The organism is Hymenobacter oligotrophus, from assembly GCF_003574965.1.
In the GTDB taxonomy this organism is placed as follows: Bacteria; Bacteroidota; Bacteroidia; order Cytophagales; family Hymenobacteraceae; genus Solirubrum; species Solirubrum oligotrophum.
The window spans coordinates 1617981-1634363 of the sequence record NZ_CP032317.1 but is presented as its reverse complement, the minus strand read 5'-3'; the positions used below and the strand labels follow the sequence as shown (position 1 = coordinate 1634363).

General features: G+C 62.5%; 17 protein-coding genes. 11 read left to right on the top strand and 6 right to left on the bottom strand.

Annotation, left to right across the window (positions count from 1 at the left end):
• Positions 1–39 precede the first annotated feature (39 nt).
• A complete protein-coding gene (locus tag D3Y59_RS06970) occupies positions 40–555 on the bottom strand; it encodes a 2'-5' RNA ligase family protein (RefSeq protein WP_119444397.1) in 516 nt (171 codons plus the stop codon).
• A 560-nt stretch (positions 556–1115) separates the two neighbouring features.
• On the opposite strand from D3Y59_RS06970, the gene D3Y59_RS06965 reads away from it, so the two are divergent.
• A complete protein-coding gene (locus D3Y59_RS06965) occupies positions 1116–2231 on the top strand; it encodes a spore photoproduct lyase family protein (RefSeq protein WP_240410563.1) in 1116 nt (371 codons plus the stop codon).
• 116 nt (positions 2232–2347) lie between these two features.
• Here D3Y59_RS06965 and D3Y59_RS06960 read toward each other — a convergent pair whose 3' ends face one another.
• A complete protein-coding gene (locus tag D3Y59_RS06960) occupies positions 2348–2632 on the bottom strand; it encodes a hypothetical protein (RefSeq protein WP_119444396.1) in 285 nt (94 codons plus the stop codon).
• Positions 2633–2770: 138 nt separating this feature from the next.
• Between D3Y59_RS06960 and D3Y59_RS06955 the strand changes: the two genes are divergently transcribed.
• The 3 genes from D3Y59_RS06955 to hutI are packed head-to-tail and all read left to right on the top strand — an operon-like array spanning position 2771 to position 4988.
• The gene (locus D3Y59_RS06955) at positions 2771–3214 is read left to right on the top strand and encodes an AAA family ATPase (protein ID WP_119444395.1); all 444 of its coding nucleotides are present in this window, start codon (positions 2771–2773) and stop codon (positions 3212–3214) included.
• Positions 3215–3265: 51 nt separating this feature from the next.
• Positions 3266–3706, top strand: coding sequence for a hypothetical protein (locus D3Y59_RS06950; protein WP_119444394.1), 441 nt, complete (start codon positions 3266–3268; stop codon positions 3704–3706).
• 13 nt (positions 3707–3719) lie between these two features.
• Positions 3720–4988 carry an imidazolonepropionase gene (gene hutI / locus D3Y59_RS06945; RefSeq protein WP_119444393.1) on the top strand — a complete coding sequence of 423 codons (1269 nt, stop codon included), beginning with the start codon at positions 3720–3722 and terminating at the stop codon, positions 4986–4988.
• A 75-nt stretch (positions 4989–5063) separates the two neighbouring features.
• On the opposite strand, the gene D3Y59_RS06940 is transcribed toward hutI, so the two are convergent.
• From D3Y59_RS06940 to D3Y59_RS06930, 3 genes are read right to left on the bottom strand one after another with little or no spacing between them, the layout of a single operon-like run.
• Positions 5064–6032: a hypothetical protein gene (locus D3Y59_RS06940; RefSeq protein ID WP_119444392.1), complete on the bottom strand. Its 969-nt coding sequence runs from the start codon at positions 6030–6032 to the stop codon at positions 5064–5066.
• 13 nt (positions 6033–6045) lie between these two features.
• Complete coding sequence (locus D3Y59_RS06935) at positions 6046–7701, bottom strand: hypothetical protein (protein WP_119444391.1); 1656 nt, start codon at positions 7699–7701, stop codon at positions 6046–6048.
• A 5-nt stretch (positions 7702–7706) separates the two neighbouring features.
• Positions 7707–8246, bottom strand: coding sequence for an RNA polymerase sigma factor (locus tag D3Y59_RS06930; protein WP_119444390.1), 540 nt, complete (start codon positions 8244–8246; stop codon positions 7707–7709).
• A gap of 237 nt (positions 8247–8483) precedes the next feature.
• Between D3Y59_RS06930 and D3Y59_RS06925 the strand changes: the two genes are divergently transcribed.
• Both D3Y59_RS06925 and D3Y59_RS06920 read left to right on the top strand, forming a co-directional pair.
• Positions 8484–9386 (top strand): DMT family transporter, encoded by a 903-nt coding sequence (locus D3Y59_RS06925; RefSeq protein ID WP_119444389.1) that lies wholly within the window; start codon positions 8484–8486, stop codon positions 9384–9386.
• A gap of 156 nt (positions 9387–9542) precedes the next feature.
• The gene (locus D3Y59_RS06920) at positions 9543–10343 is read left to right on the top strand and encodes a PhzF family phenazine biosynthesis protein (RefSeq protein WP_119444388.1); all 801 of its coding nucleotides are present in this window, start codon (positions 9543–9545) and stop codon (positions 10341–10343) included.
• 97 nt (positions 10344–10440) lie between these two features.
• Here the strand turns inward: D3Y59_RS06920 and ruvC are convergent, their stop codons facing one another.
• A complete protein-coding gene (gene ruvC, locus D3Y59_RS06915; RefSeq protein WP_119446365.1) occupies positions 10441–11085 on the bottom strand; it encodes a crossover junction endodeoxyribonuclease RuvC in 645 nt (214 codons plus the stop codon).
• Between the two features lie 66 nt (positions 11086–11151).
• On the opposite strand from ruvC, the gene D3Y59_RS06910 reads away from it, so the two are divergent.
• The 5 genes from D3Y59_RS06910 to D3Y59_RS06890 all read left to right on the top strand — a co-directional run bounded on the left by D3Y59_RS06910 (position 11152) and on the right by D3Y59_RS06890 (position 16327).
• Positions 11152–12114, top strand: a complete 963-nt coding sequence (locus D3Y59_RS06910; RefSeq protein WP_162910611.1) for a lysylphosphatidylglycerol synthase domain-containing protein — start codon at positions 11152–11154, stop codon at positions 12112–12114.
• Positions 12111–13337 carry a glycosyltransferase gene (locus D3Y59_RS06905; protein WP_119444386.1) on the top strand — a complete coding sequence of 409 codons (1227 nt, stop codon included), beginning with the start codon at positions 12111–12113 and terminating at the stop codon, positions 13335–13337. Before D3Y59_RS06910 ends, D3Y59_RS06905 begins: the two co-directional genes overlap by 4 nt.
• A 172-nt stretch (positions 13338–13509) precedes the next feature.
• Complete coding sequence (locus D3Y59_RS06900; RefSeq protein ID WP_119444385.1) at positions 13510–13767, top strand: hypothetical protein; 258 nt, start codon at positions 13510–13512, stop codon at positions 13765–13767.
• Complete coding sequence (locus tag D3Y59_RS06895) at positions 13767–14939, top strand: ABC transporter permease (protein WP_240410562.1); 1173 nt, start codon at positions 13767–13769, stop codon at positions 14937–14939. Before D3Y59_RS06900 ends, D3Y59_RS06895 begins: the two co-directional genes overlap by 1 nt.
• Before the next feature lie 119 nt (positions 14940–15058).
• Positions 15059–16327 carry a PP2C family protein-serine/threonine phosphatase gene (locus D3Y59_RS06890; protein WP_119444384.1) on the top strand — a complete coding sequence of 423 codons (1269 nt, stop codon included), beginning with the start codon at positions 15059–15061 and terminating at the stop codon, positions 16325–16327.
• Positions 16328–16383: the final 56 nt, after the last annotated feature.

Sequence of the window (16383 nt, the reverse complement as noted above, 5' to 3'; positions counted from 1 at the left end):
TAAACGCGGGGTTGCCCCGGCACGGAGCGCGCCGCAAACCTAGGCGCCAAACGCGAAACTTCGCAGCAGCTCCCAAGGGCCGTTGCGGTAAGCCCACAGCTGCAAGCCCGTGCCGGTAGCCTCGAACGGCTGAAACGAGGCGCTTAGCTGCTCGTACAGCTGGCGGGCCGCAGCGGGCGTTACCTTGTTCTGAATGGTAACGTGCGGCCGCCGCCGCTGCTGGTCTTGTGGGGTAAGCTGCTCGCGCCACAGAGCTTGCAGCTCGCGGTGCAAAGCTTCGGCCTCGGGGGCCTCGAGCGCAAACGCTACCCCACGCCCCAAAAACTGCAACCCCGTTACCCGCATTGGTAGGGGAGGCTGGGCGTGGGCCCGAGCTGCCAGCGTGGCGGTAATGGCATCGTACTCGGCGCTGGGCAGGTGGTGGAAGAGCGTAAAGTGGGCGTCGAGGTAGTTGCGCTCCGGCGGAAAGTGCTTCTGCCGCAAGGCGTTGAAGTAGTCGAACGACTTTTTGTCGAGCGAAAGGGTGAGGATAAGTGGAGCGTCAATAGCAGGCATATTGCCTTAACTATCGAGGCGTTGTTATGGTTGTACTTGCTTAAATACAATGTTGTTTTTCAAATACTTACTGTGTAAGTATTGAAGTAAAAATCAAAATAAATGTTGGCTGAGTTAATTCTTGAGCTGAAATTTCAGAATTGGCTTAGCTGATGACGGAATTACGGTTGCTAGGTAATTAGCATCGAAAGAACCATGCGCCAGGCCGAAGGCCACTGTGGCCAACCGTATTGTTCGCGGTGCAGCCGAAGAGGCGTAGGGGCCACTGAATGGGGTGGCGTGCCGATGGCGCTAACAATTACTGCCACCTAGGTGCCTCGGGCCGGGCCACCGCGAGGCACCTAGGGCTAAGCCGGCAACGGCCAAGGCGGGTTTGGCTTGGGCCTTGCCGCTGGTTCGGCAGGGTTTTACGCACCGTGCAAAACGGGCAGGTAGTCTGGTAAAAAGGTTAGCATTATGTATGAGCAAATGTTACTATAAGTTATTGTATATCAGTGAGTAAATATTGAGTATTTGATGTGTTGAATGGAGCTTATAATGCTTGCGCGGTGTTGTGGCTAATGATGATCGACCAGCTCACGTTACCCGTTCTCAACGCCCCGGCCATTGCTCAGCCCGAGCCTTTGGTACGCACCCACAGCGCCAAGCTTTGGCTGCCTAAGCGCGTGCTCTTCACGCCCGACGCCCTCGACGAAGAGTTTGGCCAGCAGATATATCAGCGCGTGCTGCAGCACGACCTGGAGGTGGAGGTGCTCAAGAGCAACCGCCTTACCGGCTTGCGCGGCACCGACGAACGCGACACTTACCGCCGTGCCAAAAGCACGCTGGCCGTGGTGAAGGCGCCGCCGAGTGCGCTGCGCTTGCAGCCCACGCCCCCTTCGGCCGATTGGCAGATGAACCTGGCCGAAGGCTGCCCCGCGCACTGTCAGTACTGCTACTTGGCAGGCTCGCTGCAGGGTCCGCCGGTGGTGCGCGTGTTTGCCAACCTGCCCAGCCTGCTGCAAAACACCGCCAGCTACGAGCAGTCCGGACGGCTTACCAGCTTCGAGGTGAGCTGCTACACCGATGTGCTGGGCATTGAGCACCTCACCGGCAGCCTGGCCGAGTGCGTACGCTACTACGGGCAGCGCGAGGGTGCCCGCCTGCGCTTCGTATCGAAGTACGACCAGGTGGGTTCGTTGCTCGACTTGCCCCACAACGGCCACACGCGGGCCCGCGTCAGCCTCAACGCCGAGTCGGTAGCCCGCAAGCTCGAGGGCGGCACGGCTTCCGTTGAAGCGCGCTTGCAGGCCTTGCGCCAGTTGGCCTTGCCCAAGGAGCAGGGCGGTGGCGGCTACCCCGTGGGCGTGGTGCTGGCGCCCATCATGCCCATTCCTAACTGGGAGCAGGAGTACCGCCAGCTGTTCGACCGCCTGGAGGCTACGCTCGATTTCGACTGCGACCTCACGGCCGAGTTCATCAGCCACCGCTTTACGCCCGGCTCCAAGGACATGCTGCTGCAGTGGTATCCCAACACCTCCCTCGACCTCGACGAGGCCAAGCGCACCGTGAAGCGCAATAAGTTTGGCAGCCACAAGTACGTGTACCAGCCCGACGACATGCGCCGCCTCAAGGAGTTCTTCTACAGCGAGTGGCAGCAGAGCTTCCCGCAGGCGCCCGTGAAGTACTGGACCTAGGGCCACCGCGCACGCAACAGCAAATACGCCCGGCTGCAGCCGCCCGATGGGCAGCCGCAGCCGGGCGTACGCGCAACCGCGGGAGGGAGTAGCGCGGTTGCAAGGGCTGGCGTGGCTTAGGCGCGGTTCATGCAATCGAGGTAAAACTTCACGAACTCGTCGTACTTGTGCAGCTTGGGGTTGGTGGCTTCGGGCGGTGTGGGCTCGGGCTCGGCCGACGATGCTACCATAAAGCCCGTGGAGGCAGCGCTGCTTTTGGGGCTTGGCGTGCTTGCCTGTATCCGCAGGGGGCTAACCACAAAAGTGGCCTCATCGGTGGGCCGAATAGAACGTTCAACGGCTTCGTTGGGCAGCGCAGAGACTATCGTGAGCAGGGGCAGTGAGTTGGCAATAGGTCTCATGGGCTCTTGCGGTTAAGTTCGTCTATAATAATCAGATGAGGTAGTGAAAACCAAAGACGAGTTGGAAAAAGTATACGAACCTCGTCTTCAGGACTACCAATAATTTGCGGTAGGTAACCGCCTCTGTTTCTTCACGCTATGCAGGCCATCGTTTTCTGTGGTATTCAGGCCACGGGCAAGTCCACGTTCTACAAGCAGCGGTTCTTCAACTCGCACGTGCGCATCAGCCTCGATTTGCTCCGCACCCGCAACCGCGAGCGGCGCCTGCTGCAGTTTTGCCTCGAAACCCAGGCCCGTTTTGTGGTGGATAACACCAACCCCACGGCGGCCGAGCGGCAGGTGTACATTGCCGCAGCCCGGCAGGCTGGCTACCAGGTGGTGGGCTATTACTTTCAATCGGTGCCGCGCGAGGCCCTGCTCCGCAACCAGCAGCGCCCCGCGCCGGAGCAGGTGCCCGCCAAAGGTATTTTAGGCACGAGAGGCCGCCTCGAGTTGCCCACCTACGCCGAGGGTTTCGATGAGCTGTACTACGTGCGCATTGGGGCCGATGGCGGCTTCGAGGTGAGGCCCTGGCAGGCGTAACACCACCGGGCACCTAGGGCATCAGAAGTTACTTCTGCTACCTTTAGCGCCATGAAATCAGCCGTCGAGAAAATGCTGCTAAAGCCCGGCACCGTGGTGCTGGTGCTCCAGCTGCCCGCCGATTTGCAGCCCCTGCTGGCCGACATGCGCGCCCAATGCACTGTGGTGGCGGATGCTGCTGCCGCCGACAACGTGGATGCCGCTTTGGTGTTTGCTACGCAGCAGGCCGAAATCGATCAGCTGGCTCCGCAGGTAGCCGCCGTAGCGGCCGGCGACGCGGCCGTGTGGTTTGCCTACCCCAAGGGCACCAGCAAAATGTACCGCTGCGACTTCAACCGCGACACCGGCTGGGCGCCGCTGCACGCCCTCGGCTTCGAGCCGGTGCGGCAAATTGCTATTGACGACGATTGGTCGGCGCTGCGCTTCCGCCGCGTCGAGTACATCAAGCAGATGACGCGCGCCACCCGCCGCGCCACCCAACCCCAAGCCTAGGTTTCGCTGCGCAGTGCCCATCGCCCAACCCTACTCGCTGCTCATCCGCAACGCCGCGCAGGTGCTCACGCTGGTCGGCCCACCCCCCGATAAGCCCTTGGCTGGTGCTGCCATGTCGGAGTGGCGCATCATCGACCTAGGGTACGTAGCCTGCTACGGCGGCAGCATTGCCGCCGTGGGCCCAATGCACGAGCTCGACGAGGCGCTGATCGGCCCCGACACCCGCATCATCGAGGCCACGGGGCGCGTGGTGATGCCCGGCTTGGTGGAGTGCCACACGCACTTGGTGTTTGGCGGCAACCGCGCCGATGAGTTTCAGCGCAAGCTGCAGGGCGAGTCGTACCTCGATATCCTGGCCTCGGGTGGGGGCATCCTGAGCACGGTGCGCAAAACCCGCGCGGCTTCGGATGAAGAGCTGCTCGCCCAAGCCCTGCACCACCTCAAAGGCTTCCGGCACTACGGCGTAACCACCCTCGAAACCAAAACCGGCTACGGGCTCGACAAACCCACCGAGCTGCGCCTGCTGCGCGTGGCCCGGCAAGCGGGGCAGCGGCAGCCCGTGCGCATCGTCAATACCTTCCTAGGTGCCCACGTGCCCGGCCCCGAGTACAAGGGCCGCCCCGCCGATTACCTCGCGTATTTGGCGGCCGAAGTGCTGCCCGAAGTGCAAGGCGCAGCCGAGTTCGTGGATGTGTTTTGCGAGGAAGGCGCCTTTGGCGTGGCCGATGCGCGCCGCTACCTGCAGCGCGCCCGCGACCTAGGCTTTAAGTTGAAGATCCATGCCGAGCAGCTGCACGACCTAGGCGGCTGCCTGATGGCCGCCGAGCTGGGCGCCACCAGCGTCGACCACTGCGACTACCTCACGCCCGAGGGCGCCGCCCACGTGGCTGCCGCGGGCCAAGGGCGCACCGTGGCGGTGTTGTTGCCATTGGTACCCATGTTTTTGCGCCAAGCCCAGTACGCGCCCGGTCGGCAGTTTGTGGATGCCGGGTTGCCCGTGGCCATCAGCACCGATTTCAACCCCGGCTCGTGCCCCAGCAAAAACCTGTGGCTGGCCTTGCAGGTTGCCTGCCTGAAAATGGGCCTGACCCCGCGCGAAGCCTTGGCCGCCGTAACCCTCAACGCCGCCTGGGCCATCGACCGGCAGCAGGATTGCGGCTCGCTGGAGCCCGGCAAACGCGCCGACGTGCTGCTGCTGCACGTGCCCGACTACCGCGAGCTGCCGTACTGGCTGGGCGAAAACCCGGTGGCGCAGGTGGTAATTGGCGGCGAAGTAGTCTAGCACAAAAAATGGCCGGCCCCTAGGTGCTAGGAGCCGGCCCGTATCGAACACCGGAATAAGGTAGGCTAAGGCTGGTTACAGCGTGCGGATGTCGGCCACCATGGCCGTAACATCGGTTTCGGTGGGCGTGAGGGTAACGGCCGTGGTGGAGCCCACCACCAGGCTTTGCTTGGCGTAATACACGCGCTCGTTGTCGATGTGGATGACCAGCACCTTTACCTTGGCGCCCGTGGGCAGTTGGTTGGCCGTGAAGTTGTTGTTGCCGTCGATGCAAAGCTGCAGCACGGCGTTTAGCTCATCGAACACAACAAAGACGGCGGTTTTGGTTTTGCCGACGTTGGGGGCGTTGATGGCGATGGGCAGGGGCGGCGAGATGGGCAGGCCCACAAACCGGTCGCAGTTAATCCAACCCAGGCCGGCGTTCATGATTGAGCCCTGCACCGAGCCGGCAAAGCCGTTGCCCGTAGCCAAAAAAGGCGCGTTCGGCAGTGCAATCCAGCTAAAGCAGCCCGCTGCCCCGCCCCCTACGCCGTTGCCCGCGAAGAGCTGCATGCCCTGCTGCGAGTTGAGCACGGGTGGCAGTACCGTTTGGAAGCGTACCCGCGTGGTGTCGTTGATGCGCAACGGCACGCTATCCTGCGTGGCCTGAATCTGAAATTCGCCGGCTGATTCGAGCAACTCGCCTTGCTGAGCCACCGTGGGCATGGCCGACAGCACCATATCGGCCTTGCCCATAATCTCGCGGATGTGCACCCGTACGGGGCTGTTCGACAGCGGCTGGTTATCGGTTCGGATGAAATTGTTTGCCGCGAAGCTGAAACGGTTGCCTTTGGCGGTTACCACGGTTTGCGCGGTGCGCGCCGACAGCGAGAAAAGCTGCGGAGCGGCCCCGTACCGGCCAGTAAAAGCGGCAATGCTGGTGAGCTTGACGGGAGGCGTGACGGGCGGCACCACGCCACCGTCGGTTTCGCAGATAACGATGTCTTCTTTGGCGCAGCCAAGCAAGCTAGCGGCCAGCGCGGAGAGGAGAAGGATACGTTTCATAAGTCGGCAAGAATTAGTGTTTAGCAATAGCCGGGGCGGGGCGCTTCGGCTCTTTTAAGTTGAAGGACAAACCCGTTTGCAGGCCCACCGACACGGGCCGGCGTTGCAACAGCCCCGCATCGGGGGCGGTAAGCGAGGTGAGGTGGTACTGCAGGGTGGGGCGGAGCAGCAGGCGCACGTCGGGCGTGAGGTTGTAATCGAGGAAGGCGCCGGCGTTGGCAGCCACCGTAAAGGAGCGGTAGCGGGCGTCGGCGGCGGGGTCGTTGTTTTGCGTGCAGTTGCAGGCGCTGCCTTCGGTGGTGCGGCCCCCGGCGTACACCCCGAGCGTGCCCCCGGCCAGCCAACCTAGGGCATAGCGGTGGTTGCCGGCGAGTTTGTACTGCAGCTGCACCGGCACCAACATAAAGCGGTACACATCGCGCTGATCAACTTTCAGAACGCCGCCGTTGCTCTTCTGCACTTGGTAGCGGTAGCGCGAGGCGTAATCGGTGTAGCCCAAGCCGGCCGATACTTTGGCGCGGCGGTTGAGGGCGTAGGCCACGTTCAGCTGGCCCGAGTAGCCCACGGCGGGGCGCTCCAGGCTGGTAAGCTGCCGTTGCGCCACGGTGCCGCTGCCCGACAAGTGGCGGTAAGAGTAGGCGGCACCGGCCAGCAGCTCCACGCTCAAGCCCTTGATGATGCGCGCCCGGCGGCTTTGCGGCTTGCGGCTGTTGCGGCGCGTGCGTTGCACTTCCGGTTCTTCGGGCTCAACCAAAGCCACTGCAGGAGCTGTGGGCTCGAGCAATTGACTTGCACCCTTGATGCGGCCGCTGCTACCCTTGCGCGCCGCGGCCGCATCCGTGGTTTCAGCTCCCGACAGGCTAGCCAAAGCCTGGCCTGTTTTCGGACGAGCAACGCGGCGCAGGCTCTTCCGCGACAAACCCTGCTCGCGGGAAGCTGCCGTATTTGAGGCAGCAGCAAACGTGTTGCGGCCGGCGCGGGTAGCAGCAGCCCGGCTGCCCAAGCTTGCTACGGCTTGCCCTTTACCAAAACGGCCGGCGCGGGAGCGAGCAGCAGTGCTGCCGGCTGGCGCCGCAGCCAACCCGCCTAGGTGCTTACTCCGAGCTGCACGCGGGGTGCGTCGGCCGCCCTTGCCAGCAGTTGCGTAATTGGGAGAGGTGGTTGCAGGTGCCAGGCCAGTGCGGGCATCGGGGGCACCTAGGGTGTTGCGCTTGCGGGCCAGTGCCGGGGAGGCGCTTGCATAGGTGCCACCAAGCGGTTCGGCAGGTGCGCCTTCCGGCGTGGCTTGCGCAGTTGCGGTTTGCGCATCCGCAGCACGGGCGTTGCGGTAGCTATCGGCGCCTGGATTAGCTGGTTGCTCATTCGGCTGCACTCCAGTGTTGGCCGTTTGCCCACCGGTGTTGGCCGCGCCCACAGCAACGGGCTGCGCCGCGCCAGGTGCTCCTTGCCCGAAGGGCATATTGAAGCGGTGGAAACCACCTAGGAGCGTCACGCCAAGCAGCAACAAGGCCGCCGCCGTGCTCAGGTAAAAAAACAGGCGGCGGTCCTTCTTCTTTTGGGGCAGGCGGCTCTGAATGCCCGCCCAGGCATCGGCGGGCGGTTCGGCGCCAAAATCGTGGAGCTTATCGTGCAGCTCCCGGAAAAACTCTTGCGGATCGTGCTCAGTCATGGCAATTAGGCAATCTTGTTGGAGGCCACCAGCCGTTCTTCGAGCAGGTGGCGGGCGCGGGATAACTGCGATTTGCTGGTGCCTTCGGAAATGCCCAGCAGCTCGGCGATTTCGGCGTGCGAGTAGCCTTCCACCGCGTACAGATTTAGCACGGTGCGGTAGCCCAGGGGCAGGGTTTGCATCAGGCTAAGCACCTCGTGCGCCGAAAGCTGCTCGAGCGGGGTGCCATCGGGGTGGGCCTGCTCGGCGGCTTCTTCGCAATCCACGTGGGGGCCGCGCTGCTTGCGTTGGTGGTAGGCGTTGATGGCGGTGGTAACGGCAATGCGGCGCGCCCACGCTTCGAAGGGGCCCTGCCCGGCGTATTGGTGCAGGTTGCTGAAGATTTTCACGAAGGCGTTTTGCAAGGCGTCCTCGGCTTCGGCGCGCGTGGGGCTGTAGCGCAGGCACACGCCCATCAGCCGGTAAGCCAAGTGGTCGTACAACTGCCGTTGGGCCACCGGGTGGTTGCGGCGGCACCCGGCGATTATTTCTTCGATTGGCGGCATACGGTACTGATAGAGCGAAGTAGCAAAGCTGATATTCCGGAATAAAACAACCTTCTGCACGCTTGACCGGGCACCTGTTTGCGCGGTTGCATGGCTCCTGAAATAATTATTCAAATCTTCTGATGAAGCAATAAAGCGTCGATTTCGCAGCAAGAATTGTTGGGCTTTGCAGGCGTCCGTAGCAAGTAGCGTCGCCGCCACCTTATGCCTCGGTCGGGTGCAGTACCTTCGCCGCCTATGAACCCGCGCCTGCTGCTCGTTATCGGCATCGTCTGCATCTCGCTTTCGCCCATTTTCGTGAAGGGCATGCCGGTGCCGGGGCTTACTTCGGCTTTCTACCGCATTGTGGTGGCGTGGGTGGTGTTGGGGCTGTATGTGCTGCTGGCCCGCAAGCTCAAGCCCATCAGCCGCCATGATTTGCTTATTTCCTTGCTCGGCGGCTTGGTATTCGCCTCGGATATTGCCGTCTGGAACATCTCCATCCGGCTGTCGTCGGCTACCGTAGCAACGCTGCTGGCCAACCTTGCACCCGTGTGGGTGGGCCTGGGCAGTGTGGTGTTTCTGAAGGCCCGGCCCGGCGTTTCGTTTTGGGTTGGCACCTCGGTTGCTTTGTGCGGCATGGTGTTGCTGGCCGGGCTGCCCGCCATCCTGGCCTTGCAGTTCGACCTAGGCTTTCTGCTAGCGGTATTATCCAGCGTCTTCTATGGCATCTATATTCTGCTGACCAAAGACGTGCTGCGACGCATCGACACGCTCACGTTTATGTTCTGGAACATGCTAGCCGCTAGCGTGTTTCTGCTGTTGCTCTGCCTGATTTACCAAGAGCCGCTGTGGCACTTTGCCGCCGACACTTGGTTGGGGCTGCTGGGCTTGGGTTTGGTGTGTCAGCTGGCGGGTTGGCTTACCATCAACCGCTCTATTCAGCACCTCGAGCCCACCCGCGTGTCGCTAAGCCTCCTGAGCCAAGCGTTTGTTACGGGGCTGATGGCTTGGGTATTTCTTGGCGAACACATTACCGGCACCACCATCGTGGGCGGGTGTATCGTGCTGTTTGGCATTGCCATTACCTATATCAAGCCCACCTCACCTAGGAGGCGGTGGCGTATGCCCAAGGAAACTTCCAAGGCGCCGCATTCCTGATAAAGCCTTGGTAAGCGCTGCAAGGGCGGCAGAGCCCGGGTCATTAGTAGCGGAAACAATTGCCGCCGAGTAGCTTAGCCACAAACGCCCGCCGTGGGCTGCAACTATGCTGAGGCGGGTGCTACATTAGCCCCGCTTATCTGCTTTCCCTGCCTCATGACGCTCCCCATCTACCAGGTCGACGCCTTCACCGATAAAGTATTTGCAGGCAACCCCGCCGCCGTGTGCCCGCTGCAAGCGTGGCTGCCTGCCGAAACCATGCAGGCCATTGCCGCCGAAAACAACCTCGCCGAAACGGCCTTTTTCGTGCCGCGCCCGGGCACCGAGGCCGAGTACGAGCTGCGCTGGTTTACGCCCGCCGTGGAGGTAGCGCTGTGCGGCCATGCCACCTTGGCCACGGCCCACGTGCTGTTCCGGCACCTAGGCGCCACGGCCGAGGAGCTTACCTTTCACTCCAAAAGCGGCCCGTTGCGCGTGCGCCAACAAGCCAACGGCCAGCTCACGCTCGATTTCCCGGCCCAACCGCCGCAGCACCTGGAGCACCACCCCGATGGTTTGCTTGATGGCCTGCGCGCCACGCCCCTGAGCATCCACGCTGGCCCCGACCTCATTGCCGTGTTCGACTCCGAAGCCGAGGTGCGCGCCCTGCGCCCCAGCATGACGCACCTGGCCAAGGTGGAGTACCGCGGCGTAATTGCCACCGCTCCCGGCTCCAACGGCGTCGATTTCGTGTCGCGCTGGTTTGGGCCGCGCGTGGGCGTACCCGAGGACCCCGTCACCGGCTCGGGCCACACGCAATTGGTGCCGTACTGGGCCGAACGCCTCGGCAAAACCACTTTTCACGCCCGGCAAGTCTCGCCCCGCAGCGGCGACCTGTGGTGCGAGCTGCGCGGCGACCGGGTGCTGATGAGCGGTTTCGCCGTTACCTACCTGCGCGGCGAGATTGATTTCAATTAGTATGTCGGCGGCGGCTATTCGGTGGCTGCTCAATTAAACAGCCCCGGCCCTAGGTAACTAGGAGCCGGGGCTGTTTGTATCTGAATCAATGGGTAACTTAGGCCTTAGCTACCGGCTTTTTGCGGGCGGCCACGGCTTTTTTGCCGGCCACCGGTGCGGCCATTTTATCGGGGTTTTCGGCCAGGAACTTGCCCCAGCTTTTGCCGCCGGCCTTTACGTTGTTGCCCTTTTGGTAGTGGTGGCAGAGCGCCACGGCCAGGGCATCCGTCGCGTCGAGGAGTTTAGGCGCTTCCTCCATGGGCGGCAACGTAAGCGTTTGGCGCAGCATGTGGGCCACTTGCTCCTTGCTGGCAGCGCCCGAGCCCGTAACCGATTGCTTTACCTTGGTGGGGGCGTACTCCACAAACGGAATGTCGCGCGAGAGGCAGGCAGCAATGGCCACGCCCTGGGCACGGCCCAGCTTGAGCATACTTTGCACGTTGGCGCCGTAAAAGGGAGCCTCGATGGCCAGCTCGTCGGGGAGGTACTCCTCAATGAGCTGAATCATCCGGTCGAAGATCTTCTTTAGTTTTACTGCGTGATTGGACCCAAACGCCTTGAGATTGATGACGTCGTAGCGCAGCACCTGCACCCGCTGGCCGGTGACCTCAATCACGGCGTAGCCCATAATCTGGGTGCCGGGGTCGATGCCCATAATGATCTTGGGCAGGTCGAGCAAAGCGGGGGAGGGGTAAGTAGCCATTCAGTACAAAGCTACACACATAAACCCAGTGCCGGTTCCCGTCGCCGCAACCTTAAGCCGTGGGTGGTGCTTGGCAAGCTGGCCGTAACCGCCCTAACGCTGTGGCTGCTGTGGCAGTCGGTGGTGGCCGATGCGGCTACCTCTGCCGCGTGGCGCGGGCTGATTACCGATGCCAAACGCGGCCCTGCCGTGATGGCCTTGCTGCTGGTGCCCCTCAACTGGGCCCTGGAAGCCTGGAAGTGGTGGCGCCTGGCGCAGCACCTTGAGCCCGTATCGTATGCGCGCAGCTTTCGGGCAGTGCTGGTGGGGCTTACCCTGGGTTTTGTAACACCCAACCGAGTGGGCGACTACGCCGGCCGCTTACTCGAGCTCAAAAACCGTCGGCCCGAAGCCCTAGGTGCCGTGTTTCTGGGGCGCTACTGCCAATTGGTAATTACCCTGTTGGCAGGCGCAGCGGGCGGGCTGTACTTTTTAGCGCGCTACATCGGCCATACGTACCCCCTGGTGGTGGGCGGCTTGGTGCTCACGGCTCTGCTGGGCTCGGGCTTGCTGCTGTTGCCGCTCTACCGCAGCCGCTATTTGCTGGAGGCGGTGCTGCAGTGGCGGCCCCTAGGTAGGTTTAGGCGCTACGTGGCCAACCTGCCGCACTACCCGGCCAAGGTGCTCAACGAGGTGCTGTTGGTTTCGGGGCTGCGCTATGCCGTGTTCACGGCGCAGTTCGGCTTGCTGCTGTGGGCCTACGGTGCCCAGGCGCCCCTAGGTGCCGCGCTGGCCGCCATTGCCGGCACGTTCCTGCTGAAGTCGTTGGTACCCTCGCTTAACGCGCTTACCGATGTAGGCGCCCGCGAGCTGTCGGCCACACATCTGTTTGGTCTGCTGGGTTTGCCCGTACTGCCCGTGCTGAGCGCCAGCCTAAGCCTGTGGGTGCTGAATATTGCCTTGCCCAGCGCGGCTGGTCTGCTGTTTGTGCTGCGCCTAAAAGTGCTGCGGCGCAACCGCAAACGGCGCAAGCACCTGCGCGTGGTATGATGCTGCCCCATTGGTTGGCGGCCGCCGCGTGCCTGCCCGCAGTTGTGTACGCCGCCGCATTTTGGCAATACCGCCACCACTGGCTGAAGCTCTCCATAGCTGCCAATCAGCCCCAAGCACCTAGGCCACATGCCCCGGCAACAGGGGAGACGCCGGTGGTATCGGTGCTGATAGCTGCCCGCAACGAGGCTGCCAACCTGCCGCTGCTGCTCACCGACCTAGGCCAGCAAACGTGGCTGCAGCAAGGTGGCCGCTTCGAGGTAGTTGTGGTTGATGACCATTCGACCGACGATACCGCCGCCGTAGTGCAGGCAGTTGCGGCCAACAGCCCTTACGTACTGCGCTTGCTGCGCCTGGCCGAGCAACCTGGCCAGCCCACGGGCAAAAAAGCGGCTATCGTGGCGGCTATTGCGCAGGCCCGTGCGCGGTGGGTGCTCTGCACCGATGCCGACTGCCGCGTGCCCGCGGGTTGGCTAGCGGCCTATGCGCAGGTGTTTGGCAATCCGGAGGTGCAGTTTGTGAGTGGCTCGGTGCTGCTTACCGGTAAGGGATTGTTGGCAGGACTGCAGGGCCTCGAATTAGCAGCTTTAGTTGGCACCGGCGCAGCCAGCATTGGCGCCGGAGCACCTACCATGTGCAACGGAGCTAACTTGGCTTACCAACGCGCCGCCTTCTACGAGGTCGGTGGTTTTGGCGGCAACGCCCACGTGCCCAGCGGCGACGATGAATTTCTGCTGCATAAGATGGCCGAGGCCTACCCACAAGGCATCCAGTTTCTCAAGCACCCCGAGGCCACGGTGCACACCGCCGCGCAGCCTACCTTAGGTGCCTTGCTGCAGCAACGGGTGCGGTGGGCCAGCAAGTGGCGGCACTACCAAAGCGGGGCTTCGCGCGGGTTGGCCGTGTTGGTGCTGGCAGCCAACGTAGGTTTATGGGCGCTGGTTGGGTTGCTGCTTTGGCAGGCCTCGGTGTGGCCGTGGGTGCTGGCAGCCTGGGCTCTGAAGCTGGGGGCCGATGTGGCCTTTCTGAACCCGGTGCTGCGGTTTTTCGAGCGCCGCAAATGGCTGATGCTGGTGCCGCTGCTGCAGCTTGTGTACCCCCCGTACGCCTTGGCCGTGGGCCTCCTAGGTTTGCGCGGCGGGTACCGTTGGAAAGGGCGCCAAATGGCCGCAAAAAAAACAGAAATGCCTAGGTCGGTCGGGGTGCCCGGCGCGGCCAGCTAGTGCAAAGCCAAGCCGCTTGCTCATTGTGTTCGCCAAAAAGCTATGGCCTGTGCGCTTGTTGGCAATCAGTCCAAACGCTGGCTTCGGGAGGCGTACTTTCTTACCCCAGTGACTTTTCCTTCGCATTCAGGTTAGCTGATGATACCTTTGTTCACCATCAGCTGAGCCTTCCGTGACCGACGCCGAATTCGACATCCTCGACGAACTTTACTTCGTCAGCTCCTTCCACGATTTGCAGCAGCGCACCAGCTTCTCGCCCAACGAGTTGGAGCAGCATTTGCGCGGCATGCTGGAGCAAGGCCTCATCCGCTGTTTCTGGCCCGACCCCGACACCGAATTGGCCTACGAGCCCAGCTTGTTTGGGGCCGTGCGGCAAGACTGTTTTTTCCTGGCCACCAAGGAAGGCCTGCTTCAACACAACACCCGCTAATGGCGGCTCCCGCAGCAACACCTCCGGCCGCGCCGGTTCGCACCCCCGGGTATTACGTACGGCAGCGCCTGCTGGGCAACAGCCCCGCCATGGCGGGGCTGTTGTTTATTGGCCTGTGCACGCTGGTGGCGCTGCTGGGCTACCTCGTGCTGCCCGATGCCACCCCCAACGCCAACAACGGCCTGGTGCAGCTGCAAAAACAACCGCCGGGCTTTCGGGCCATTATCCTCCGGTTGCCGCTTACCGACTCGGTAGCCGATAACCCCTCGTTGCTGCAACGTTGGCTGGCCGGTGCGCCCGCCCGCTACGAGGAGCTGCCCATTAGTGGCTGGCGAGTGGCCGGCGACACGCTTGTTGCGCAGCCCTATCAGGCCAAAGGCACGTTGGCCGAGGCCCCGCGCCGCTACCTGCTCAGCCAGGTAGTTAGGCACCTAGGGCCGGCGGCTCAATTGCGCCAGGAGGTCGAGCAAAAGCACATCATCGAGCGCACTTACTGGCTGGGCACCGACAAAGCCGGGCGCGACGAGCTAAGCCGCCTGCTGTTGGGCACGCGCATTTCCCTGGGTATCGGGTTGGTGGCGGTGCTCATTTCGCTGCTGATTGGGGTAACCGTGGGGGCTGTGGCGGGCTACACCGGCGGCTGGCTCGATTCGCTCTTGCTTGGCCTGATGACAGTGGTGTGGAGCATCCCGGGCATCATGCTGGTTATTGCCATTTCGCTGGCATTTGGCTCCAAAGGCGTCTGGACATCCTTTGTGGCCGTGGGACTTACGATGTGGGTGGATGTGGCGCGGGTGGTGCGTGGCCAGCTGCTGAGCCTGCGCGAAAAAACCTTCGTGGAGGCTGGCCGCGTATTAGGCTTGCCAACCGCAAGGTTGTTGGTGCGTCATCTGCTGCCCAATTTGCTCGGTCCGCTGATTGTTATTGCCACTTCCAACTTCGCGGCGGCCATTTTGCTGGAGGCCGGCCTGAGCTTTTTGGGCTTGGGCGTGCAGCCGCCGGCACCCTCGTGGGGCCTCATGGTAAACGAAGGCTTTCAGCTGTTGGGTACCCGCGCCGGCTTGTGGCTTACGCTGCTGCCGGGGCTTGCCATTAGCTTGCTGGTGCTTAGCTTTAACTTGCTGGGCAACGGCCTCCGCGACGCATACGACCCCAAAACGCCCCTCCGGTAGGGTTGGGTTAAGAGTTGTTGAACCTAGGAGTTGAGCCGGTGCCTCGCGCGCCTGATTGCTCAACTTGTTTTTTCGCCAACTCCCAAGCCCCCGCCCCCGCTGATATATAAATTGCCTTTATGCCCGACACCCTGCGTCCGCTTACCAAGGAAGAGCACTTGCTGCTCAAGCTCAAGGAGCGGGAGTTGGCTGCGCTGCTGGAAATAACCCAGGCCATCAACGGCGAGCCAAACGACGAAAACCTCTATAAAATCTTTCAGTTTACGCTGCTGGGCCAACTGGGCGTGCGGCAGCTGGCCGTGTACGTGGCCGAGGATAAACAGTGGCGCTGCGCCGTGGCGTTTGGGCCGGGCATGCCCGATTTTCGGGGCATTACGCTGCCCGAGCAGCTGCAGCGCTTTCCGCCGGAGCACCCCGTCGACGTAGCCGACCTGGAGCTTGGCCGCCCCTGGGACTTTTTTGCCACCGTTATGCCCGTGCGGCAAAGCGAGCAACTGCTGGGCCTCGTGTTCATCGGGCCGCTGCACCAAAACTACACCAGCTCGCTGGAGGCCCGCCGCGAGGCCGTTACGTTTATCGACTCGCTAAGCCAAATTTTGCTCGGGGCGGTGTCGTCGCGGCGGTTGGTGCGCCAGCAGGTGCAGGCCGCGGCCGTGCGCAAGGAAATTGAGATTGCGCAGGAGGTACAGGCCATGCTCTTTCCGAGCAAGCTGCCCAACGATCAGCACGTAGCGGTGCACGCCACGTACGTGCCCCACACGGCCGTGGGCGGCGACTTCTACGACGTGGTGCCCATCGACAAAAACCGCTTCCTGTTTTGTGCGGCCGACGTGTCGGGCAAGGGGGTGGGGGCCTCGCTGCTGATGTCGAACTTTCAGGCCGGCCTGCGTACGCTGCTGCGCCAGCAAGCCGATTTGGCCACCGTGGTAAGCGAGCTGAACAACCTGATTTTCCGCAACTCCGGCGGCGACCGGTTTATCACGGCTTTCTTTGGCGAGTACGACCGCACCACGCGCGAGCTGCGCTACGTAAACGCCGGCCACAACGACCCCATGCTGCTGCCCGACCTAGGCTGCGGCCCCGTGCAACTGCTCAAAGACGGCACCATTATGCTGGGCGTGATGGACGAGCTGCCCATGCTGAAAGTAGGCAGTGTGCAGGTGGCGGCCCACAGCATGCTGCTCTGCTACACCGATGGCCTTACCGAGGTATTCGACGCGCACCACGAGGAGTTTGGCGAAGCCGGCGTGCTCGAAACGCTGCAAACCAACCGCTACTTGCCGCTGCCCAAACTGCACGACGAGCTGCTGCGCCGCATCGAGGCCTTCAACGCCAACGGCAACCACTTCGCCGACGACATCACCATCCTGAGCTGCCGCTTCCGCTAGCCTGCTCGGCGGGGTACCTAGGCCAACGAAAAGGCCAGCCAGCTTGGTTGCTGGCG